At 65.2% G+C, this 21,700-nt stretch carries 18 protein-coding genes; all 18 read right to left on the bottom strand.

Translation table 11 applies throughout. The features are described from left to right. Nucleotides 1-24: 24 nt before the first annotated feature. The 18 genes from EJ067_RS13260 to EJ067_RS13170 all read right to left on the bottom strand — a co-directional run bounded on the left by EJ067_RS13260 (nucleotide 25) and on the right by EJ067_RS13170 (nucleotide 21,700). Nucleotides 25-3,402, bottom strand: coding sequence for an adenylate/guanylate cyclase domain-containing protein (locus tag EJ067_RS13260; protein ID WP_126086106.1), 3,378 nt, complete (start codon nucleotides 3,400-3,402; stop codon nucleotides 25-27). A 466-nt stretch (nucleotides 3,403-3,868) separates the two neighbouring features. Then, the gene (locus EJ067_RS13255) at nucleotides 3,869-5,632 is read right to left on the bottom strand and encodes an adenylate/guanylate cyclase domain-containing protein (protein ID WP_126086105.1); all 1,764 of its coding nucleotides are present in this window, start codon (nucleotides 5,630-5,632) and stop codon (nucleotides 3,869-3,871) included. Nucleotides 5,633-5,889: 257 nt separating this feature from the next. Continuing rightward, on the bottom strand, nucleotides 5,890-7,185 hold the full coding sequence (locus EJ067_RS13250) for a cysteine desulfurase-like protein (RefSeq protein ID WP_126086104.1): 1,296 nt from the start codon (nucleotides 7,183-7,185) through the stop codon (nucleotides 5,890-5,892). Nucleotides 7,186-7,226: 41 nt separating this feature from the next. Next, nucleotides 7,227-7,904, bottom strand: coding sequence for an amino acid ABC transporter permease (locus EJ067_RS13245; RefSeq protein WP_126086103.1), 678 nt, complete (start codon nucleotides 7,902-7,904; stop codon nucleotides 7,227-7,229). A gap of 111 nt (nucleotides 7,905-8,015) precedes the next feature. Next, nucleotides 8,016-8,801 (bottom strand): ABC transporter substrate-binding protein, encoded by a 786-nt coding sequence (locus EJ067_RS13240; protein ID WP_126086102.1) that lies wholly within the window; start codon nucleotides 8,799-8,801, stop codon nucleotides 8,016-8,018. Nucleotides 8,802-8,885: 84 nt separating this feature from the next. Continuing rightward, entirely contained in the window at nucleotides 8,886-10,025 is a 1,140-nt protein-coding gene (locus EJ067_RS13235; protein ID WP_126086101.1) for an aminotransferase class V-fold PLP-dependent enzyme, read from the bottom strand. Between the two features lie 168 nt (nucleotides 10,026-10,193). Continuing rightward, complete coding sequence (locus EJ067_RS13230; protein WP_126086100.1) at nucleotides 10,194-10,922, bottom strand: GntR family transcriptional regulator; 729 nt, start codon at nucleotides 10,920-10,922, stop codon at nucleotides 10,194-10,196. 248 nt (nucleotides 10,923-11,170) lie between these two features. Beyond that, nucleotides 11,171-11,566 carry a RidA family protein gene (locus EJ067_RS13225; protein WP_126086099.1) on the bottom strand — a complete coding sequence of 132 codons (396 nt, stop codon included), beginning with the start codon at nucleotides 11,564-11,566 and terminating at the stop codon, nucleotides 11,171-11,173. 43 nt (nucleotides 11,567-11,609) lie between these two features. Beyond that, nucleotides 11,610-12,758: an acyl-CoA dehydrogenase family protein gene (locus tag EJ067_RS13220; protein ID WP_126086098.1), complete on the bottom strand. Its 1,149-nt coding sequence runs from the start codon at nucleotides 12,756-12,758 to the stop codon at nucleotides 11,610-11,612. Nucleotides 12,759-12,989: 231 nt separating this feature from the next. Further along, complete coding sequence (locus EJ067_RS13210) at nucleotides 12,990-13,802, bottom strand: enoyl-CoA hydratase family protein (protein WP_126086097.1); 813 nt, start codon at nucleotides 13,800-13,802, stop codon at nucleotides 12,990-12,992. Continuing rightward, a complete protein-coding gene (locus EJ067_RS13205; protein WP_126086096.1) occupies nucleotides 13,799-14,263 on the bottom strand; it encodes a MarR family transcriptional regulator in 465 nt (154 codons plus the stop codon). The genes EJ067_RS13210 and EJ067_RS13205 overlap by 4 nt, the downstream gene beginning before the upstream one ends. Next, a complete protein-coding gene (locus tag EJ067_RS13200) occupies nucleotides 14,257-15,030 on the bottom strand; it encodes an SDR family NAD(P)-dependent oxidoreductase (protein WP_126086095.1) in 774 nt (257 codons plus the stop codon). Before EJ067_RS13200 ends, EJ067_RS13205 begins: the two co-directional genes overlap by 7 nt. Next, complete coding sequence (locus tag EJ067_RS13195; RefSeq protein WP_126086094.1) at nucleotides 15,027-17,321, bottom strand: bifunctional salicylyl-CoA 5-hydroxylase/oxidoreductase; 2,295 nt, start codon at nucleotides 17,319-17,321, stop codon at nucleotides 15,027-15,029. Before EJ067_RS13195 ends, EJ067_RS13200 begins: the two co-directional genes overlap by 4 nt. A 138-nt stretch (nucleotides 17,322-17,459) precedes the next feature. After that, on the bottom strand, nucleotides 17,460-18,059 hold the full coding sequence (locus EJ067_RS13190) for a VOC family protein (RefSeq protein WP_245468258.1): 600 nt from the start codon (nucleotides 18,057-18,059) through the stop codon (nucleotides 17,460-17,462). Nucleotides 18,060-18,141: 82 nt separating this feature from the next. Next, nucleotides 18,142-18,972 (bottom strand): ATP-binding cassette domain-containing protein, encoded by an 831-nt coding sequence (locus EJ067_RS13185; RefSeq protein ID WP_126086093.1) that lies wholly within the window; start codon nucleotides 18,970-18,972, stop codon nucleotides 18,142-18,144. Further along, nucleotides 18,965-19,855, bottom strand: coding sequence for an ABC transporter ATP-binding protein (locus EJ067_RS13180; RefSeq protein ID WP_126086092.1), 891 nt, complete (start codon nucleotides 19,853-19,855; stop codon nucleotides 18,965-18,967). Before EJ067_RS13180 ends, EJ067_RS13185 begins: the two co-directional genes overlap by 8 nt. Further along, nucleotides 19,852-20,700 (bottom strand): ABC transporter permease, encoded by an 849-nt coding sequence (locus EJ067_RS13175; RefSeq protein ID WP_126086091.1) that lies wholly within the window; start codon nucleotides 20,698-20,700, stop codon nucleotides 19,852-19,854. The genes EJ067_RS13180 and EJ067_RS13175 overlap by 4 nt, the downstream gene beginning before the upstream one ends. Beyond that, nucleotides 20,693-21,700, bottom strand: a complete 1,008-nt coding sequence (locus EJ067_RS13170) for an ABC transporter permease (protein ID WP_126086090.1) — start codon at nucleotides 21,698-21,700, stop codon at nucleotides 20,693-20,695. The genes EJ067_RS13175 and EJ067_RS13170 overlap by 8 nt, the downstream gene beginning before the upstream one ends.

Raw genomic sequence — 21,700 nt, 5'->3', positions numbered from 1 at the left:
CGGTTGAGCATGCCACACTCCTCCCTAGGGTTGCGCCGTCGCTCCTTGCGGAAGCTGTTGCAGAAGGAATCCGGCCTCCACCAGGTCAGGCGTGTCGAGGCCTTCGTTGAAAGCGGCATAGACCGGTGCGAGCAACTCTCGCGCCTGCTTAACGCGGCCGCGCTTGGCCCAAAGTCCCGCGAGGCGAAAAGCGGCTCTCAACTCGGCCAGCATCGCGCCCTGCTCGCGGGCGGCGGCCAGAGATTGCCGCAAAAGGTCTTCGGCGGTGTCGCCACGCGGGTTCAGCCGTGACAGCAACTCTGCTTTCGCATTCAACAGCTCGGGCAGTTGATACGTGGAGCCTGATTTGGCGAGCGTGTCGAAGGCCTTTTCCAGAACGGCCAGTCCCTCGGCCGCCTCGCCGCGTTCGCCGCAGGCCCGCGCGAGCGCGCACAGATAAGCGGCCATCCCCATGTCGGCCCCGGTCGCTGCCATCGCTGCGATCCCATCGCGCATCTCGCCAATCCCGTCGTCCAACGCTCCCAGACCGGCAAGCGCCCAGCCAAAGAAGGCGCGAGCCTGCCCCAGCAGCAGCGGGAGGGCGAACTCGGTGCACACCGCAATCGCTTGTTCGGTCCAGCGTCGCGCCTCTACGGGCTCTTGCCGGAGGAGGTGGACAACGCCGAGGGCCACCTGTGCCTGGGCGAGGCTAAGGGGATGCGAGTCGCGCTGGGCCAGAGCAACGGCTTCCCTTGCCTGCTGGATCGCCGTGTCAGGCTTGCCGCATATGCAAAGCATCTGCGCGTGGAAAGACCTGCAGCAAACGCCGGGATCGTGACCGGTATAGCCCCACGCAAGGTGGCGATGCCGCTCGTAGTCGTAGGTATCAAGACCAAATCTGACAAACGATTCAGCGGACCCGTACCTGCCCAGATAAAAATTGACGCCCCAGAGCTGATGATGCGCCTCCAGCAGGTATTCGGAATCGCCGGATGCCTCGGCGAGCTCCATCCCAAGCGTCCTGCACTGCAGGGCAAGAGCCTCGGCGGCGCGCAGGTCGCCCGAGATCGTACGGCAGCCGCTCTCGCCGCGCACCGCTGCAAATAGCTGGATTTTGTCGCCGAGCCGCGCGGCAAGCTCCCGAGCGGTCGAAAATGCCTGCAGGGGCTCCGGGGCGGCCCAACCTTTGGCGGGGACGAGGGCCGAGCCCATCGCAGTCCACAGTGAAACTTCCTGCCTGAGCCGGGACTCGGAAGCGGGCAGCGACGCGATAAGCTCAAGCCCCTTGGTGAAGTGGGCTGCGGCCTCGCGGTTGGCAGACCTTGCCATGGCGCGCTGCCCCGCCCGCAGCCACCATGGCACGGCCTTACCCGCCAGTCCGGCCAGCGTGTAATGCTGCGCGACGGTTTCAGGTTCGGCTTCGGCGATTTCGGCGAACTCGGCTTCGAGCGCTGCTGCGATCCGGCCATGGATTTGCTGGCGCCGGCTCTTCAACAGACTCTGGTAGGCAGTGTCGCGAACCAGCGCATGCTTGAACGTATAGGTCGCCTCCGGCATAGCGCCGCTGCGAAAAACCAGCTCGGCCCGTTCGAGCTGGTGTAGCGCATCGTCGAGCCGCGCATGGTCCGTACCGCTCACCGCTGCGAGCAGCCGGTGGCCGAAGATGCGCCCGATACAGGCGCCGATCTGGGCCGTCTCTTTGACCGGCGACAGCCGGTCGAGGCGCGCCATCAGCGAGTCCTGCAGGGTCGATGGGATTGCCAGGTCCGGCAGTGGCCCGATCGCGAGATAGCGCCCGTCGGCCTCTCGCAGCAGCCCGGAATCGAGGACCGTCCGCGTCAGCTCCTCGACGAACAGCGGTACACCTTCCGTATTGGCCAGGATCCGGTCGGCAATATCGCGCGGCAGCTTTCTGTTGCCTGCAACGCGCTCGATGATCGCTATGCCGTGTTCCCGTTCAAGTCGTTCGAGCTGCACCATCGCTACCGATGATAGCGCCTTCCAGCGCGGCTCGAATTCCGGTCGTGCCGTCACCACCAACAAGGCGCGCAGGCCAGCGAGCCGCTCAACCAGCATCGCGAGCCACTCCGCCGTCGTCGGGTCTATCCAATGGGCGTCTTCGACCAGCACAAGCACCGGTCTGTTCGCTCCCGACACCTCGACAAGTCGTATCAACGCCGTGAGCGTGCGTGCCCTGAGCGTCGGCGCGGGCAATCTGGGCGGCTGGTAGCGTCCGCCTGCTTCGATCGACAATAGGATCGCCAGCAGCGGCAGCGCCTCGTCCGTCTCCAGTTGGAGCCTTGCGAACAGTCCCCTGAGTTTGTCGAACCTGCTGTCGGCACTGTCGTCACTGACGAAACCCGCCACTCGCTCGAGATGCGCTATGAGAGGATGCAGCGCACTGTTCGTATGATAGGCGGAGCAGAATAAGCGCAGCTCGGTGTGCGGTTCGGCAGCAACCCGCTCGGCGAGGGCCGCAATCAGGCGCGACTTGCCAATGCCCGCCTCGCCGCTGAGAAGCACGACCCGAGCCTCTGCCGTTGTCGAGCGGTGCCAGCTCTCGAGCAGGAGTGCCAGCTCGCGGTCCCGCCCGACCAGAGGTCCAAGCACGGAGTGCCGCGCTTCGAACCGGCTTTCGGCGGCCGTTTCGCTGACGACGCGCCGGCATCGCATTGGAGTGGCAAAGCCCTTCAACAGACGCTCACCGAGGTCGGCTGTCGCGAACAGCCCCGCCGTCAGCTTTTGCGTCGCGTCGGCGATGACTACTGCGCCAGGTTCTGCGAGTGCCTGCAGCCGGGCTGCGAGATTGGGCGTGTCTCCGACAACGGCTTCCTCTTGTGCAGCACCTTCTCCGACCAGGTCGCCGACGACGACCAGTCCTGTGGCGATGCCGACGCGCGCCGCGAGCGGCTTGCCGCTGGGCGCGGTCAGCAGGCCGGTGGCGGAAGCAGCGGCGAGGCCCGCTCGCACCGCGCGCTCTGCGTCATCCTCGTGCGCCTGTGGCCAGCCGAAATAGGCGAGTACACCGTCGCCCATCAGCTTGGCGACGCGCCCGTCGAAGCGAGCGATCTCACGCGCGACCGCCTGCTGATAGCCGAGAATGATCTCGCGCATGTCTTCCGGGTCGAGCGCCTGCGCAAGCTCGGTCGAGCCGACGAGGTCGACGAACATTACGGTGAGTTGCCGCCGCTCCGCGCGAGATTCCGAGCGTGCAGGCGAGGGCTGAGCCGTGGTGGGCCGCCCTTCGGCGAGGGCCGCAATGCCGCTGAGCAACTTGCGTCGATGGCCAACTGACGTGATTCCGAGCGCTGTCAGATCGTCGGCGGTCAGGCTTGGGAGCACTTCTTCATCGATATCGTGGCTACCGAAGGCGTCGGCATACTCGCCGAGGCCGAGGCTCACCAGCCATGCCCGAATATCCACGTGCCTACCTCCCAGGCGGTGGAGGCTTTGCCCGATCACTATATCGCAAACACTAAGGTGGGTCGCGCCTCTTTTGCGAGGGGCAGTGCCAGCTTTGGGTCGTGCGCTATGCTATCACCAGAGGATCTCGCAACCGCATCGAACGTCCATCCGGGTCAGCACGTCGGATCTGAGGTCTAGCGCCCATGTCGGCCTTCCCTCTACTACAAGCGGACCGTCCGCTTCCGGCCCCGTTCCCGCCCTTCCAAAACGCATATCCGAATGGCTGTTCTGGCGCGCTCTTAGGCCAGACCTAGATCCCGACAGCTTCGCGATAATCGCCCGCAGCGCTTCCCCAAACCGGCGCACCTCCTCGACCGTGTTGTAATGCACCAGCGAGGCGCGGATGGCGTTGCCCGAAACCAGACATTGCCGGCGACCACGCTGGAGGTCGCGTCGCGCCCGCAAAAGAGGGCCGCGCAACCGCTTATTCGGGTACCGCCATGGCGAAGCCGACCCGGATGCGTTCGGCATCGGCGGGATCCCGGAATGGCAGCCGCCCGACATGCTCCGAGATGCGATAGTTCGGATTTATCTCTTTCAGTTCCGCCCAAACACGCCGCGCCTCGTCGACTTCGCCGAGGTGACCAAGGGCGGCAATGAGAAACCCGCGCGACAGGTCGGTCTTGGGCGAGAGGCGGATCCGCTCACGGAAGGCCTCGACAGCCTTCTGGTATTGGCCGGCTATGAGATAGGCGGAGCCGATGAACTGCCAGGTCAAGTGCCCCACCAGCGGATCGAGGCGCAGCGCGTGCTCCAGATCCGGAATCGCCTCCAGTGGCGCGCCGTTGTAGATGTTGCCCACCCCGCGCATGCGGAGGGCCAACGCGAAGTTGGGGTTGAGCGCCAGCGCCTTCTCCACTTCCTCGCGATGTCCGGCCAGATCCTTTTCCCAGAACTTTACGATCGCGGCTACAGAGTGCGCATAGGGCAGGGTGGGGTCCTTCTCGAGTGCCAGCCTGCTGTAGTGGCCCGATAGTTGTTGGCTGTCGGTGCGCCCGCTCCAGTGGTTCTGGAAGTCGTGGTTGTAGGCGTGGGCCAGACCAACATATGGTTCGGCATAGTCGGGGTCGAGCTCGATCGCCTGGGTGAACAGCGCGACTTCGCGCTCGAAAGACTCCTTTGTCTTTTCAGGACCGAACAACGCCTCCCGCCCGCGCAGGAAGAGATCGTGCGCCTCGATGTTTCTCGTTGGCGTACGGGCGATACGCGTCGACTCCGCTGGCGTAAGCGTGACTTTCAGCGCCTCGACGATCTGGCGCGTTACCTCGTCCTGAACCACGAAGATGTCGGTGAGGTCACGGTCGTAGCGGTCCGCCCAAAGGTGTGTCCCGGCCGTGGCGTCGATGAGCTGCGCGGTGATCCGCACCCGGTTGCCGGCCCGCCGGATCGAGCCCTTCAGCACCGAGGTCACGCCGAGCTCGCGCCCCACGGTGCGGATATCGATGCTCTTGCCCTTGTAAGTGAAGCTCGAATTGCGGGCGATGACGAGCAGCCCGGCGACCTTCGACAGATCGGTGATGATGTCCTCGCTGATGCCGTCGGCAAAGTACTCCTGCTCAGCATCGCCGCTGATGTTGACGAACGGAAGAACCGCGATTGACGGAGTTCTGGGCCGCTTGGAAGGTGCCGCTTCGCCCCGTTGGGCAGCCTTGGCGAGCCGGTCGTCGACCACGACACAGAACACCTGGATGGGGCGCGCAATGTTCTTGACCGCGAAGTCGCCGCGGTCCTCGATATTGATTGGCACCTTATCGCGCACCTGGTCCGCGGCGGTGCGGGAGATGAACACACCGCCGGGCTCGGCCAACGCCTCCAGCCGGGCGGCGATGTTGACGCCGTCGCCATAGATGTCGTCACCGTCGACGATGATGTCGCCGACATTGATGCCGATGCGGAACCAGATCGCGTTGTCTCCAGCGTCGGCGTTGTGCTCGCGCATCTTGTTCTGGATTTCGACCGCGCTGGTCACCGCCTCGACCGCGCTGGCGAACTCGACGAGGGCGCCGTCGCCCATCAGCTTGACGATCCGGCCTGAATGCGAGGCGATGGAGGGGTCAATGATGTTCTGGCGCAGCGTCTTCAGCCGCGCGAGCGTTCCGGCCTCGTCGGTCCCCATGAGGCGCGAATAGCCGACCACGTCCGCCGCGAGGATAGCGGCGAGGCGACGATGTGCACGGCCTTCGGCCATTCACTTCCTTTCGAGTCACGATCAGCAATTCGTCAACTCGTACATTCTATCTAGCCCGTCTGGCAGCGGGACGCCAGATTCGCTGGCCCCGAATGACCGGCTAGGGTCACGTCAGGACGATGCCCACGGCCAACCTGAAATGTCCGCTCTTGAAGATTCGCAGACCGAAGCTGCCGGTCTGCTCTCGGCCCCGTTCCCGCCGTTCCGAAACGCATATCCGAACGGCCGTGCTAGCGCGTTCTTAGGTCATACGCAGATCACGACAGCTTCGCGATGATCGCCCGCAGCGCTTCCCCAAACCGGCGCACCTCCTCGACCGTGTTGTAATGCACCAGCGAGGCGCGGATGGCGCCGCTGTCCATGGCGAGGTTGAGCCGCTTCATCAGCCGCGGCGCATACATGTGGCCGTCGCGGATGCCGATCTGGACGGCGGCCATCTCCTCGACGATCCGCTGCGGCGACAGATTGCCGATGTTGAAGCAGAAGGTCGGCACGCGCTCGTTGATGCGCGCCTCGTCGGCGACGCCGTAGATGGTGGCGCCGCAATCCTTCAGCACCTTCATCATCTCGCGCGCCAGCATCAGCTCGTAGTCGCGGATGGCGTTCATACCGGCCACGATGTTGTCGCGGCGCGAGCGGTTGTTTTCGGGCAGAAAGTTGCGGCCGACGGATTCCAGATAGCGCACGGCCGCGTCCATGCCCGACACGTTCTCGTAGATGAAGGTGCCGGCCTCGACCTTGTAGGGGGGCTCGTCGGGAATGAAATCCTCGCGGAAGGTCGGCAGCCGCTTCAGCGTTTCGAAGCGGCCCCACAGAAAGCCCATATGCGGCGAGAAGTTCTTGTAGCCGGAGCAGACCAGATAGTCGCAGTCCCAGGCCTGCACGTCGATCAGCCCATGCGGTCCGTAATGCACGCAGTCGAGGAACACTTCCGCGCCCGCCGCATGCGCGATCCTCGCCACCGAAGCGACATCGACGATCGAGCCGATCGAATGCGCCGTCACCGTGCAGGCGACGAGACGGGTGCGCTCCGACACCAGCGGCTCGAGGTCGTCGACATGGAGATTGCCGTCCTCGCGCATGCGCCACCATTTGAATTTGGCGCCGGCGTGCTCCAGCGCCAGCCACGTGGCGATATTGGCGTCATGATCCATGTCGGTGACGACAATCTCGTCGCGATCCCCATCTGTGTCCTTAGCAAGCATCTGGCCGATGCCGAGGCTGACGAGGCGAATGAACGAGGTGGCGTTCATGCCGAAGCAGATTTCGGACGGGCTGTAGGCGTTGATCAAAAGCGCCACGCTTTCGCGCGCCGCGGCGACCGACTGGTCGACGGTGACGCTGCGGCCATAGCGGCCACCGCGCTGGACGTTGTGCCCGACCAGGTGGTTGGTCACCGCCTCGAGCACGCTTTGCGGTATCTGGGCTCCGGCGGCGTTGTCCATGAAGATGAAGTCGCCGCCCTGCCGGAGCGCGGGAAACATGGCGCGGATCTTCTCGACCGGGAACGCAGCGGCGCTCTCCTGCGCTTTCGAAACGTGGTGCTGGTTCACGGGAGTCTCCTTCAGGTCGTCGATGTCAGTTCGAGGGGAGGCTAGCGCGCGCCGGACCGGGCCTTGCCGCGCTCTTCGAGGTAGCCGACCAGCCGCACCAGCGGCCACAGGAAGGCGAGATAGATGATCGCCGCGCCGATCAGCGGCGTCGGATTGGCCATCAGCGCCTGCGCGTCGGTGGCCTGCTTCAGGAGGTCGGGCATCGCCACGACAGAGGCGAGCGCGGTGTCCTTGAACACGGAGACGCAGTTGCTGATGAGCGGCGGAATGACGACGCGGATCGCCTGCGGCAGCACCACCTTGCGCATGGCGACCCAGAACGGCAGGCCGAGGGCCGCCGCCGCCTCGAACTGGCCCTTCGGGATGTTCTCGATGCCAGCGCGGCAGACTTCCGCGGTGAAGGCGGCAAGCACCAGCGACAGCGCAAGTGCCGCCGACACGAAGGACGACAGCCGGATGCCGATGAAGGGCAGGGCGTAGTAGATCAGGATCAGCACCACCAGGATCGGCAGCGCGCGGAACATGTCGATATAGAGCGTCGCCAGCCGTCTCAGCGGCTTCGGCGCATAGAGCCGCACCAGGCAGATCGCCAGCCCGGCAATGGTGCCGAAGACGATCGCGGCGCAGCCGAGCAGGATGGTGTTGCCGAGCCCGCGGATGAGGATCGGAAACGATCGGACCAGGATGCCCCAGTTGAAGAAGGTATCGATCAGTTCCATCGCTTCACCGTCAAGGCAGCGCCAGACCTTGCGGCGTTCGCGCAGCCTAAGGGGTTGGAGATGAGGAGCGCCGGTCGCCGGCGCTCCTCCAAGGGCGTTTGATTAGCCGGCTTACTGCGGGATCGGTCCGGGCGTCACCGTGCTGGTCCCGGCCTCCGGATCGACGCCGAACCACTTCTTGTGGATGGCGGCCATGGTGCCGTCCTTCTTCATTTCGCTGATGGCGTCGTTGATCTTTTCCAGCAGCGGGTGGCCCTTCTTGGTCATCATCGCGAAGCGCTCGCCGGTCGGGATGCGGACCAGGATCTTCAGCGCCGGCATCTGTTTGATGGCGAACAGGAAGCCGGCGAGCTCGCCGGCGCCGCCGTCGATGCGGCCGTTCTGCACGTCGAGCAAAAGGTCCTGCTGGGCGTTGTAGCTCTTGGTCTCGGCGACGCCGAGCTTGGCGGCGTTTTCCTTCATGTAGGCTTCGCCGGTGGAGCCAGCGATGACGCCGATGGTCTTGCCCTTCAGATCGTCGAGCGACTTGATGGTGGATTCCGCCTTGCCGACGATGGTGCCGTCGCTGTCGTAATAGGCCTGGGTGAAGCCCTGGTTCTGCAGCCGCTCTTTGGTGACCGAGATCGACGACACGGCGAAGTCGATACGGCCCGAAGCCGTTGCCGCGAACAGCGCCTGGAAGCCGAGATCCTGGAACTCGACCTCGGCACCGAGGCGCTTGGCGACATCGTTGGCGACGTCGATCTCAAAACCCTCGAAACCGCCGGAATCGGTCTTGTATTCCCATGGCGGGTTGGCCGGATAGGCGCCAACCATGATCTTGTCGGCGAAGGCGGGGGCCGCGAAGGCGACGCCGGCGGCGATGATCACCCCAATCAGTCCTAGACGTTTCAGCATTTTTGCTTCCCTCTGGTTCGGTTCCTCATCCGCCCCTTTCGGCGCCCAACTCCCGGGGCGCCGCAGGCGAGGCGGTGCCTGAATTCAGGATGCGCGGCGCCGCCGCGAGCCGAAATGCTGCTGCAGCCTGGCGATCAGTGTTTCGACCGCCGCCTCTGTCGTGACCATGCCGGGCGACAGCCGCAGCGTCGTGCCGCGCGCATCGCAGTAAAGCCGCTCGTCGCGCAGCGCGGCGACGACCTTCGCCGCCTCGACGTGCTGCGGCAGGCCGAGCATGACGCTGCCGCCGCGCTCTCTGGCGTCGAGCGGCGAGCGGACCGCCCAGCCATTGTCCAGCGCGGCACCGACGATGCGCTCGATGAGCGCCGCGTTCTGCGCGCGGATCGTATCGATGCCGGTCCGTTCCACCCATTCCAGCCCCGGCAGCGAGGCGACGCTCGCGAGAATCCCCGGCGTGCCGTGGTCGAAACGCCGCGCATCGGCGGCATAGGTGAAGGCGTCGAGATCCCAGGAGAACGGGTTCGGCTGGCTGAACCAGCCGCGCAGCTCCGGCCGGCAGGTCGCCAGAAGATCCGGTGCGACCTGCAGGATGCCGGCGCCGGAGGAACCGCACAGCCATTTCAGCGATGTTGAGACGACGAAATCGACCGGCGTCGCGGCAACCGAAAACGGCACGACGCCGATGCCCTGAGTGACGTCGACGCCGACGACGCTGCCCATGGCGCGACCATGCGCGGCAAGCCGCTCGACGTCGCAGCGGTGCGAGGCGGTCGAGGTGACGAAGGTGATCAGCGCCAGCCCGACATCCGATTGCCAGCGCGCGATGAAATCCTCGTCGCGAACCCAGCTTTCGCCCGGCCGCAACGGCACGGTGTCGAGCGTGAAATGGAAACGTTGAGCCAAGCCTGCCAGCAAGAAATGCAGGCTCGGAAAACAGTCGGCGGCAACCAGCAGGCGCTTTCCCGCTAGACACTCGGAGGGCAGGGCGCCGATCAGGCTGTAGAGCGCGGCGGTGACATTCTCAGCGGTGGTGAGCGTGCCCTGCGGTGCTTCGATCAGCCTGATCCAGGCATCGATGAAGCGCTGCCGCGCGGCGAGCGCCGCCGGCCACTGGCCATCGTCTTCCGCCGACCAGATGCCGGAGAAGTCCGCCAGCGCGGCAGCCATCTGCTCGGCTTTGCCGGGGAAAGTGCCGATCGAGTGGTAGAGAAAATAGCCGGACATCTTCTGTCTCGCTCCCTTGTGATCATGTGATCACAAAACGGAGCGAGGATCAATCCTTTAAGGCTAAAGAAAAACGGCAAGGTGCCAGAAAGCAGCCGATTGCTTTGGTCCCAGCGCGGCCGCGACAGGACCTTCTCGGTCTTTGGGTCAGCCCAACGCTGAGGAAGATCAGGAAGCTTTGCCGAAACCGGTGAAGTCGACCGTCTTGGGCTCTGGCACATCGGGGCAGATGGCGCGCAGTGTCATCTGGGTCGCCGTGATGTCGGCCACCACCTCGTCGCGGGCGCGCGCAAAGTCCTTGTCCTTCAGCGCCGCGATGATCGCGACGTGCCGGCCCGAGGGTTCCATGGTGCCGGCGCGCATCAGCGGCGCGACATGGTTGGACAACAGCCGCATATAAGGGCCGAAGCGCAGCCACAGCGTTTCGATCAATTGAAACAGCACGTCCGAGCCTGAGGCGCGGTAGATGATGAAATGGAACTGCTGGTTCTTGGCGATCAGCTCATAGATGCTGCCGTCGCGGCCGATCGCCTGCTGGTCGTCGGTGATGCGCTGCAGGCTGGCGATTTCGACCGCTGTCAGGCGCGGCGCGCCGAGCTCGGCCGCCAGCCCTTCGACCGCCAGGCGGGCACGGCAGAGGTCGTCGAGCCGCGCCCGTGTCACCACCGGCACGCAGGCCGAACCGTTCTGCGAGATTTCCAGTGCGTTCTCCGCCGCCAGCCGCCGCAAGGCCTCGCGTACCGGCATGTTGGAGGTGCCGAACGCTTCCGCCAGCGAGGCGATGGTCAGCACCTGCCCCGGATCGAAGCTTCCGACCATCAAGGCATGGCGGAGCTGCTGATAGACGCCATCCTGGACGGTGATGCGTCCCGATACCGGTTCGAAGCCCAGAGCCACGCTTTTGTTTTCCTCTAACAAAGCCTATGTGCGAAGACACACAAGCGGCCCGCCGAGGCAGGCGTGATCATCTGATCACAAATTGTAGGAAGGGCCAAGCCGGTGCGATGCGGCTGTGGCCGCGAACGCCCGCGTTGATCTTGGACGTTAGAGCAATTCCAGGAAAAGTGTGAGCGGTTTTCCGTCCGGAATTGCGTAAAAACAAGGAGATAGGGCGTTTCGCCGTTTCCGTGAAACGGTGAAACGCACTAGTCCGGAATAACCGCCGTAGCCTGGATTTCCACCTTGGCCCGGTCCTCGACCAGCGCCACCACCTGCATGGCGGCCATTGCCGGAAAATGCCGTCCGATAACGGCGCGGTAGGCCTCGCCGATCCCTTTGAGGTTGGCGAGATACTCGGCTTTGTCGGTGAAATACCAGGTCATTGAGGTGATGTGGTGCGGCTCGCCGCCGGCTTCCGCCAGCACCGCGACAATATTGGCGAGCGTCTGGCGCACCTGGCCGACGAAGTCATCGGTCTCGAATTTGCACGCGGCGTTCCAGCCGACCTGGCCGCCGACGAAAACCAGCCGCCCGCGCGCCGCGACGCCATTGGCGTAGCCGATCGGTTTGGCCCAGCCTTCCGGCTGCAGGATGGTGTGCATGTCTAGCTTCCCCTAATTCAAATTCGGTTCGCAGGGCATGGTGTCAAGCGGCTCCCATGACTTGCCTGGCGATCACCACCTTCTGCACGTCGGAAGCGCCCTCATAGATGCGCAGCGCCCGGATCTCGCGATAGAGGCTCTCGACGATATGGCCCTTGCGCACGCCGTCGCCGCCATGCAGTTGCACCGCCTTGTCGATCACTTCCTGCGCCCGATCGGTGGCGAACAGTTTCGCCATCGCAGCCTCACGGGTGACGCGGGCGGCGCCCATGTCCTTGGTCCACGCGGCGCGGTAGATGAGCAAGGCGGCGGCGTCGACGTCCAGCGCCATGTCGGCGATATGGCCTTGCACCATCTGCAGTTCGGCCATCGGCGCGCCGAAGAGTTTCCGTTCGGCCACCCTCTTGATGCTTTCGTCCAGCGCACGGCGGGCGAAGCCGAGAGCAGCGGCGCCGACGGTCGAGCGGAAGACGTCGAGCACCGACATGGCGATGCGGAAGCCGTCGCCGGGTTTGCCGATCAGGGCGGAAGCCGGAACGCGGACATTGTCGAACGAAAGCCGCGCCAACGGGTGCGGAGCGATGACCTCGAGGCGCTCGGCAATGCCCAGACCCTTCGTGTCGGCAGGCACGATGAAAGCGGAAATCCCCTTGGCGCCCGACGCCTCACCGGTGCGGGCGAAGACCACATAGAGATCGGCGATGGCGCCATTGGAGATCCACGTCTTTTCGCCCGACAGCACGTAGTCGTCGCCGTCGCGTACCGCCGTCATTTCCATGTTGGCGACGTCCGAACCTGAGCGCGGCTCGGACAGCGCAAACGCGGAAATCGCTTGACCGGCTCGCGTCTTCTCCAGCCAGCGCTGCTGGTCCGGCGTGCCGAAGAGCGAGATCGCGCCGGTGCCAAGGCCTTGCATGGCGAAGGCGAAGTCGGCCAGGCCATCATGGCGCGCGAGTGTCTCGCGGGTGATGCAGAGCGTGCGCACGTCGAGCGGTGCGGGATTGTGCGGGTCGAGCGCCGTCGGCTTCAGCCAGCCGTCGCGGCCAAGCCTCGCCACCAGCGCGCGGCAGGCGGCGTCCACGTCGTGGTGATCGACCCGGAGGTTCTTCGCACACCAGGCGTCGAGGCGTTCGGCGAGTTGGCGATGGCGGTCTTCGAAGAAGGGCCACGAGAGGAAGGAACGGTCAGGCATTTGCGCCTCCGCTGTACTTCGAGCCTTGCGCTCTACGGCGCCCCCCTCTGTCCTGCCGGACATCTCCCTCTCTAGGGGGGAGATTGGCAGCGTCGCCGCAGGCACTCTTCCTGAGACGCTGGAGATTGGCGAAAGCGGACGCGACATCAAATCTCCCCCCTTGAGGGGGAGATGTCCGGCAGGACAGAGGGGGGTGCTGTCCCGCCAACGTCTCCAACAATCCGCCCATCCTCAATTCCCCTCGAACACGGGCTTTTCCTTGGCGACGAAGGCCTTGTACGCGCGCTCGAAATCGCCGGTCTGCATGCAGATCGCCTGTGCCTGCGCTTCCGCCTCGATCGCCTGGTCGAGGCCCATCGACCATTCCTGGTTGAGCTGCGTCTTGGTGATGCCGTGCGCGAAAGTCGGGCCGGAGACGATGCGCGCCGCCATGTCGAGCGCGTCGGCCTCGAGCGCCGCCGCATCGACCAGCCGGTTGTAGAACCCCCAGCGCTCGCCTTCGGCGGCGCTCATCGTGCGGCCGGTATAGAGCAGCTCGGCCGCGCGGCCCTGGCCGATGATGCGCGGCAGGATCGCGCAGGCGCCCATGTCGCAGCCGGCAAGCCCGACGCGGGTGAACAGGAAGGCGGTCTTCGCCTCCGGCGTGGCGATGCGGATGTCGGAGGCCATGGCGATAATGGCGCCGGCGCCGACCGCCACGCCGTCGACGGCCGAGATGATCGGCTTGCCGCAGTTGAGCATCGCCTTGACAAAGTCGCCGGTCATGCGCGTGAAGGCGAGCAGCGCCTTCATGTCCATCTTCACCAGCGGCCCGATGATGTCGTGGACATCGCCGCCCGAGCAGAAATTGCCGCCATTGGGCAGGAACACCACGGCATCGACATCCTCGGCATAGACGAGGCCGCGAAACGTGTCGCGCATCTCCGCATAGCTGTCGAAAGTCAGCGGGTTCTTGCGCTCCGGCCGGTCGAGCCGGATCTTTGCGACCCGGCCTTCGACCTCCCAAAGGAAGTGCTTTGGCTTGAGCTTGGCCATGGCGCTCATTCGCGTCCCTCCCAATTGCTGCGGAACGATTTCAGCATGCCGGTCAGACGGCGCGCCTCGTCCTCGCTGACAGTGCCGAGCAGCTCGCCGACCCAGCTCTCATGCGCGGCGGCGATCGCGGCGAAAGATTTGGAGCCTTCCTCGGTCAGCCGCACCATCGAGGTGCGGCGGTCGCCGTTGCGGCGCGCGCGCGTCACAAGGCCTTCCGAAACCAGGCGGTCGACGATGCCCGTCACATTGCCGTTCGACACCAGCAGGAAGCGCGACAGATCGCTCATCAGCATGCCTTCCGGCGACCGGTAGAGTGCCGCCATCACGTCGAAGCGCGGCAGCGTCGTGTCGAATTCCTTCTTCAGCCGCTCGCGCAGCTCTGCCTCGATGGTGCGCGAAGCACGCAGCAGGCGTATCCACAGGCGCAGCCTGTCCTTACCCGGCCCGGTGGACGTCGGTCCGGCTACCATGTCTCGCCTCCGGAGACCGAGATGGCCTGTCCGGTGATCGATCGCGCGGCGTCGCTGCATAGCCAAAGCACCGCCGCAGCGACCTCGTCCGGCTGGACGAAACGCCCTTGCGGATTGATCGCGGCAAGGCTCGCCCGCGCCTCGTCGGCGGCGCGGCCGGTTTTTTCGACGATGCGCCGGACCGACTCTTCCAGCATGTCGGTTTCCACGAAGCCTGGGCACACCGCATTGACGGTAATGCCTGATTTTGCCGTCTCGGCTGCGAGCGCTCGCATCAGCCCGACGACGCCGTGCTTGGCAGCGACGTAAGGCGCGACATAAGCATAGCCTTTCAAGCCGGCGGTCGAGGCGACGAAGACGATGCGGCCCGACTTTCGCGCCAGCATGCCGGCCAGCGCCGGCTTCACCGTCAGGAAGGCGCCGGTGAGGTTGACGTCGAGCGTGCGTCGCCAGTCGGCCAGCGAAATCCTGTGCGCCGGGGCGCTGCCGGCCATGCCGGCATTGGCAACCACGATGTCGAACGGTCCGCGCGCCGCTTCCGCCTTCTCGTGCAGAGCGGCCATTTCCGCTTCGTCGGTGACATCGGCGGCAATGCCAAAGATGCGGTCGTTTTCCTTTGCGACCTCGGCAAGCGCCGCCTCGCGCCGGCCGCAGATGGTGACGGTGACGCCGGCACCCGCCAGCGCCAGCGCGATCGAGCGCCCAACGCCAGAGCCGCCGCCGGTGACCAGGGCGTGCCTGCCCATGATTGCCGGAGCGGCGCTCATACCTTCAGCCCCGCTGCTGCTTCGCGTTCGGCCAGGCGATAGATCTGGTCGCGCCCGCGCAGATAAGGATCCGGCCATTTGATGCCGCGGTCGCCGAGCGTGACCGCCGCATGCAGCGTCCAGTAGGGGTCGGTGAGATGCGGTCGCGCCAGCGCCACCAGATCGGCGCGTCCGGCCATCAGGATCGAGTTGGCATGGTCGGGCTCGTAGATGTTGCCGACAGCCATGGTCGCCATGCCGACCTCGTTGCGGATGCGGTCGGAGAACGGCGTCTGGAACATGCGGCCATAGACAGGTCTTGCGGCGATCGTGGTCTGGCCGGCCGACACGTCGCAGAGGTCGACGCCGGCTTGATGCAGAAGCCTGGCGATCTCAACGGCATCGGCCGGCGTCACGCCCTCGATGCCAACCCAGTCATTGGCCGAGATGCGCATCGAGATCGGCTTTCCCGCCGGCCACACCGCGCGCACCGCGTGGAAGATCTCCAGCGGATAGCGCATGCGGTTTTCGAGCGAGCCGCCATAGTCGTCGGTGCGCCTGTTGGTCAGCGGCGTGATGAACGCCGAGAGCAGGTAGCCATGCGCGGCATGGATCTCCAGCATGTCGAAGCCGCAGCGCTCGGCCATCTGCGCCGAGGCGACGAACTGGTCGCGCACAGCGTCCATGTCGGCGCGGTCCATCGCCTTCGGCACCTGGTTCCCGGGCGACCACGGGATTGCCGAAGGCGCCATCACCGGCCAGTTGCCGGAGGGTAGCGGCTCGTCGGTTCCTTCCCAGCCGAGGCGGGTCGAGCCCTTGGCGCCGGAGTGGCCGATCTGGGCGCAGATTTTCGCCTCGGTCTCGGCATGGACAAAATCGACCAGGCGCTTCCACGCGACCTCATGTTCCGGCTTGTAGAAGCCGGGGCATCCGGGCGTGATGCGTCCCTCGGGGCTGACGCAGGTCATCTCGATATAGACGAGGCCGGCGCCGCCCTTGGCGCGCTCGGCATAGTGAGCAAAATGCCAGTCGGTCGGACAGCCGTCGACGGCCTTGTACTGCGCCATCGGCGAGACGACGATGCGGTTGTTGAGCGCCATGTCGCGCAGCTTGAACGGCGCGAACATCGGCGCGCGGCGCAAGCTTCTGCCGTCCGCGCCGGCCCTGCGCTGGAACCATTCCTCGGCGCCCGCCAGCCATTCGGCGTCGCGCAGTCTCAGGTTCTCGTGGCTGATGCGCTGCGAGCGGGTGAGCAGCGAATAGTTGAACTGCACCGGATCGAGTCCGAGATATCGTTCGACTTCCTCGAACCATTCGAGCGAATTGCGCGCCGCCGACTGCAGCTTCAGCACTTCGGTGCGGCGCGCGTCTTCATATTTGCGGAAGGCCGCCTCGAGGTCCGGCTCGGACTCGACATAGTCGGCGAGCGCGACAGCGCTTTCCAGCGCGAGCTTGGTGCCGGAGCCAATGGAGAAATGCGCCGACGCCGCCGCATCGCCCATCAGCGCCAGGTTCTTATACGACCAGCGCTCGCACAGCACGCGCGGGAAATTGATCCAGGCCGACCCGCGGATGTGGTTGGCGTTGGTCATCAGCGGATGGCCGCCGAGATGCTTTTTGAAGATGCGCTCGCAGACCGCGATCGATTCCTGCTGCGTCATCTGGCCGAAGCCGAAGGCAACCCAGGTCTCTTCGCTGCATTCGACGATGAAGGTCGCGGTCTCGCTGTCGAACTGGTAGGCATGCGCCCACACCCAGCCATGCTCCGTCTTCTCGAAGATGAAGGTGAAGGCGTCGTCGAATTTCTGCGTCGTGCCGAGCCAGACGAACTTGCATTTGCGGGTGTCGATATCCGGCCTGAAGACATCGGCAAAAGCCGCGCGTGACTTGGAGTTCAGCCCGTCGGCCGCGACCACCAGGTCATGCGTTTCCATGAACGGCCTGGGGTCCGAGATCTCGGTCTCGAACATCAACTTGATGCCGAGCTCGCGCGCCCTGCGCTGCAAAAGGATCAGGAGCCGCTTGCGGCCGATGCCGCAGAAGCCATGGCCGGAGGATACCGTGCGCACGCCGTCATGGATGACGGCGATATCGTCCCAATAGGCGAAATGCTTCTTGATCCAGACCGCGCTGACCGGATCGTTCCTGGTCAGGTTGTCCAGCGTTTCGGCCGACAGCACCACGCCCCAGCCGAACGTGTCGTCCGGGCGGTTGCGTTCATAGACTGTCACCTCATGCGCGGCGTCGCGCAGCTTCAGCGAGATGGCAAAGTAGAGCCCGGCCGGTCCGCCGCCGAGAACCGCAACCTTCATGTCTTGCGATCTCCTCTTCGCATCGGGAGTCGCCGGCAAGGCCAAGCGATCCCGACTGTCAGTATCGCGCCTTCCGGAAATTATTTCAAGCTTAAAGTTTTATAATTGAACAATTCCGGTGCGCATCGCGGGAACCGGTCACTTGGCCGGGTCCTTGGGGCTCCATAGCACCGTTTCGGCGCCCTTCTCGTAGGCCATGCCTTGCGGATAGCTGATCGCTTCGAGCTGCAGTCCCCACGGCGCCTGGAAGTAAAGGATGGTCTGGCCGGCGGCCGGCCCTTCCTTGACCGGCAATGGTCCCAGCCTGGTCTTCACGCCCTTGGCGTCGAGATAGGTCTTCGCCGCGGCGACGTCGTCGACATAGAAGGCGATGTGGAGGCCGCCGATGTCGCTGTTCTTCGGCTGCAGGTCCTTCTGGTCGGGCGCGGTGTATTTGAACAGCTCGATGTTCGAACCGGTGCCGCAGCGGAGCATGGTGATCTCCTCGATCACCGCCTTCGGATCGACGCCGAGCAGGTCTTGCATGAAGGTGCCCTTGTCGTCGGCGAACGGGCCGAACGACATCGCCTTCTTGCATCCGACCATGCCGGTGAAGAAGTCGACGGCCTGCTTCATGTCGGGCACGGTGATGCCGGTATGGTCGTGCCCACGCATGCCGGGGATCGAATCGGCCGAGGCCGCTCCCATCGAGCCGAACAGGATTGCGGCGAGCATCGCGCCGCCTGCTGCGTAGTTCATGTCACCCTCCATTGGCGGGCTGACTTTGCTTCCCTGCACATCCGAGGCCCGCTGTTCGGCGTGCGGACAGGTCAAGCTTTTCTCATGCCGGCGCCTTCGCGGGCGGCCGCAGCCAGTCCGCGTCGATCTCGGGCAGCGGAATGGCGGCGAGCAGGTCGCGCGTGTAGGCCTCCCTGGGTTTGTCGAACAGCGCGTCGGTGGCGCTCGATTCGACGATCCTGCCCTCGCGCATGACGATGACCTGCTGGCAGAGCCGCCGGATCACCGACAGGTCGTGGCTGATGAAGGCGATCGTCAGCCCCATCTCGGCGGCCAGCTTTTCCAGCAGGGTGAGGATCTGCGCCTGCGTCGAGACGTCGAGGCCGGAGACAATCTCGTCGGCCAGCACGAATTTCGGCGACAGCGCCAGCGCCCGCGCGATGCCGACGCGCTGGCGCTGGCCGCCGGACAGCTCGTGCCGATATCGGCCGGCAAAATTCTGCGGCAGGCCGACGCGCTGCAAGGCGTCCGCGACCCGTTCCTTCAGCCTGTCGCCAAGCCCGTTCTGCCTCAAGGGTGCTGCAATGATATTGAAGATCGTATGCCGAGGATTGAGCGACGACATCGGGTCCTGGAAGATCATCTGCAGGTCGCGGCGCAGCGGTCTGAGGTCGGCTTCCGAAAGATGGCTGATGTCGCGCCCCTCGAAGCGGATCGAGCCTGCGCTCGGCTCGATCAGCCTGACCAGCGCGCGGCCGAGCGTCGACTTGCCCGAGCCGGATTCGCCGACGATGCCGGTGACCGAACCCTTCGGCAGGTCGAAATCGAGACCCTTGAGGATTTCCGCAAGCGGCGCCCGGCCGATCAGCGGTTTGCGCGTCATGTCGGGCAGCGCCACTTTCAGCCCGCGCACGGAAAACAACGGCTCAGTCATGGCTGGGCCTCCATGCCTTGTCGGCGGCGGCGATCTCTGCAGAGAGTCCCGCGAGCACGGTTTCGTCCACCGGCTTCAGCGAAGCGTAGGGATCGGTATAGCGCGGCGTCGCCGCGATCAGCGCCCGCGTGTAAGCGTGCTGGGGCGCTGCAAAGAGATCGGCGGTCTCGGCCTCCTCGACTACCTTGCCGGCATAGAGCACCGACACCTTCTGGCTGATCTTGGCGACCACGCCGAGATCGTGGGTCACGAACAGGATCGCAGTGCCATGGTCACGCTGCAACTGCGCGATCAGCCGCAGGATCTGCTTCTGCACGGTCACGTCGAGAGCCGTCGTCGGTTCGTCGGCAACGATCAGCCTGGGTTCCGCCGCGAAGGCCGCCGCGATAAGAACGCGCTGGCGCATGCCGCCGGACAGCTCGTGCGGATAGCTCTTCAGCACCCGCTCTGGGTCGCGGATTTGCACCTCGTCGAGCAATTGCCGGATGCGCTTGTCGGCCCTCTCGCCGCTCCAGCCGAGGATGCGCACCAGCCGGTCGGTCATCTGCCGGCCGATGCGGCGCGACGGATTGAGCGCGGTGAGCGGATCCTGCGGGATCAGCGCCGTGCGCGCGCCGATCAAGGCCCGCCGCGCCTTCGCATCGAGGCGGCCGAGGTCCTCGCCTTCGATCAGCATCTCGCCTTCCACGATGCGCACGCTCCTCGGCAGGACGCCGAGCACGGCCTTGCCGATCATCGTCTTGCCGGCGCCGCTCTCGCCGACCAGCGCCCGCACCTCGCCCGGCTGGACGCTGAGCGAGACCGAGCGCAGCACGCGCTGGCCGTTGGGCAGCACCGCGCTCAAGGAGCGGATGTCGAGGCATGGTTCCATGTTGGCGCTCATCGCAGCACCGGATCGAAGCGTGCCGTCAATCCTTCGCCGAACTGGCTGAAGGAGAGCACGGTGAGGATCAATGTGATCAGCGGGAACACCAGCACCCACCAGGCCTGATGGATCGACAGCCGGCCTTCGGCGATGATGCCGCCCCAGGTCGGATCGTCGGTCGAGATCGATAGATTGACGAAGGACAGGATCGCCTCGACGATGACGGCGATGCCCATTTCGAGCGACAGCAGCGCCACCACCGAAGGCAGCACATTGGGCAGTACTTCGCGCAGCATGATGCCGGTGCGGCCAGAGCCGGCGATGCGTGCGCTCTCGACATAGTCCATGCGCGCCTGGCTCATCGCCTCGGCGCGGATCACCCGGCAGAAGCGCGTCCAGTCGATGACGGCGATCGCGATGATGACGGAGCTGAGGCCCGTGCCCAGAACGGCCACCAGGAGGATCGCGAACAGCACAGGCGGGAACGCCATCCAGACATCGACGATGCGCGAGATGATGCGGTCGGCCCAGCCGCCGAAATAGCCGGCGATCAGCCCGAGCGCCGAGCCGATGAGGCAGGCCGACGTCGCCGCGGCGAAGGCGACGATGAAGGCGATGCGGCCGCCGAAGATCAGGCGCGACAGCAGATCCCGGCCGAGGCTGTCGGTGCCCAGCCAATAGCCTGGCTCGGCGCCGTCGAGCCAGAAGGGCGGCAGCCGCTCCAGCATCAGATCCTGCGCCAGCGGGTCCTGCGGCGCGATCAGCGGCGCGAAGATCGCCGCGGCGAGCGCAATGAGCAGCCACCCGCCGGCCAGCCACAGTCGCGGGCTCGACCCGCGTCTTGGGATGCGCGCCTCATCCATGGCGCAGCCTCGGATTGAGCAGCGCATACATCATGTCGACGGCCAAGTTGATCAGCACGAAGAGCAGCGCGAAGACCAGCACGATGCCTTGGATCAGCGGCAGGTCGCGGTTGATCACGGCGTCGATCGCCATATTGCCGAGGCCCTCATAGGAGAACAGCCGCTCGACGATGACCGTGCCGCCGATCAGGAAGGTGAACTGCACGCCGACCAGCGTCAGCGTCGGCAATGCCGCGTTCTTCAGCGCCTCGCGCAGGATGACCTGCGTTTCGGAAAATCCTTTGACCCTGGCCAGCACGACATAGTCGAGATCGAGCACTTCCTTCAGCGATTGCTTCAGGAGCTGCGCGATGATCGCCGCCAGCGGCAGCGCCAGCGCAATCGCCGGCATCAGCATGTGCTTGATGAGATCCCAGGTGAGATCGATGCGCAGTCGCAGGATGCTCTCCACGAGGTAAAACTGGGTGACGAAGGGCAGGTCGAGCTGCGGCGACACCCGGCCGGAAATGTCGAACACGGGGAGAAGCACGCCGAACAGCAGGATCAGCACCAGGCCCCACAGGAAGTCGGGGATGGAGAGCGTCGCGCCGCTGGCGATGTCGATGCCGGCTTCGACCGCCGTGCCGCGCGATCGCGCGCCAAGGATCGCCGCGGTGACGCCGATCGCCACCGCCATCAGCAGCGCGACGGTCGCCAGTTCCAGCGTCGCCGGCAGCCGGTTGAAGACCAGGCCGAGCACGTCCTGGCGCAGCGAGATCGAGGTGCCGAAATCGCCGTGCAGCACTCCGGCGAGCCAGATGAAGAATTGCTGCACGATTGCCTTGTCCAGGCCGTAGAGCCCGCGCAGCCGCGCGATGTCGTCGTCGCTGGCGCCGGGCGGCAGCATCATGGCGATCGGATCGCCGGGCGCGACGCGGATGACGACGAAGACGACGACGGCCACGCCGAACAGCGTGACAAGCATCGTCACAAGACGAACGAGGAATCTCTGCAGCAGCAT

The organism is Mesorhizobium sp. M1D.F.Ca.ET.043.01.1.1 (assembly GCF_003952385.1).
Classification (GTDB): Bacteria; Pseudomonadota; Alphaproteobacteria; order Rhizobiales; family Rhizobiaceae; genus Mesorhizobium.
The sequence above is the reverse complement of the archived record's forward strand: the minus strand, read 5'-3'. Positions and strand labels throughout refer to the sequence as shown.

What these genes read in the sequence shown, in the direction of transcription:
- EJ067_RS13255 (WP_126086105.1), bottom strand. Translation starts at nt 5,632, where the DNA reads ATGGCCGAAGGCCGTGCACATCGTCGCCTCGCCGCTATCCTCGCGGCG.
- EJ067_RS13245 (WP_126086103.1), bottom strand. Translation starts at nt 7,904, where the DNA reads ATGGAACTGATCGATACCTTCTTCAACTGGGGCATCCTGGTCCGATCG.
- EJ067_RS13240 (WP_126086102.1), bottom strand. Translation starts at nt 8,801, where the DNA reads ATGCTGAAACGTCTAGGACTGATTGGGGTGATCATCGCCGCCGGCGTC.
- EJ067_RS13235 (WP_126086101.1), bottom strand. Translation starts at nt 10,025, where the DNA reads ATGTCCGGCTATTTTCTCTACCACTCGATCGGCACTTTCCCCGGCAAA.
- EJ067_RS13225 (WP_126086099.1), bottom strand. Translation starts at nt 11,566, where the DNA reads ATGCACACCATCCTGCAGCCGGAAGGCTGGGCCAAACCGATCGGCTAC.
- EJ067_RS13220 (WP_126086098.1), bottom strand. Translation starts at nt 12,758, where the DNA reads ATGCCTGACCGTTCCTTCCTCTCGTGGCCCTTCTTCGAAGACCGCCAT.
- EJ067_RS13210 (WP_126086097.1), bottom strand. Translation starts at nt 13,802, where the DNA reads ATGAGCGCCATGGCCAAGCTCAAGCCAAAGCACTTCCTTTGGGAGGTC.
- EJ067_RS13205 (WP_126086096.1), bottom strand. Translation starts at nt 14,263, where the DNA reads ATGGTAGCCGGACCGACGTCCACCGGGCCGGGTAAGGACAGGCTGCGC.
- EJ067_RS13200 (WP_126086095.1), bottom strand. Translation starts at nt 15,030, where the DNA reads ATGAGCGCCGCTCCGGCAATCATGGGCAGGCACGCCCTGGTCACCGGC.
- EJ067_RS13195 (WP_126086094.1), bottom strand. Translation starts at nt 17,321, where the DNA reads ATGAAGGTTGCGGTTCTCGGCGGCGGACCGGCCGGGCTCTACTTTGCC.
- EJ067_RS13190 (WP_245468258.1), bottom strand. Translation starts at nt 18,059, where the DNA reads ATGAACTACGCAGCAGGCGGCGCGATGCTCGCCGCAATCCTGTTCGGC.
- EJ067_RS13185 (WP_126086093.1), bottom strand. Translation starts at nt 18,972, where the DNA reads ATGACTGAGCCGTTGTTTTCCGTGCGCGGGCTGAAAGTGGCGCTGCCC.
- EJ067_RS13180 (WP_126086092.1), bottom strand. Translation starts at nt 19,855, where the DNA reads ATGAGCGCCAACATGGAACCATGCCTCGACATCCGCTCCTTGAGCGCG.
- EJ067_RS13175 (WP_126086091.1), bottom strand. Translation starts at nt 20,700, where the DNA reads ATGGATGAGGCGCGCATCCCAAGACGCGGGTCGAGCCCGCGACTGTGG.
- EJ067_RS13170 (WP_126086090.1), bottom strand. Translation starts at nt 21,700, where the DNA reads ATGCTGCTGCAGAGATTCCTCGTTCGTCTTGTGACGATGCTTGTCACG.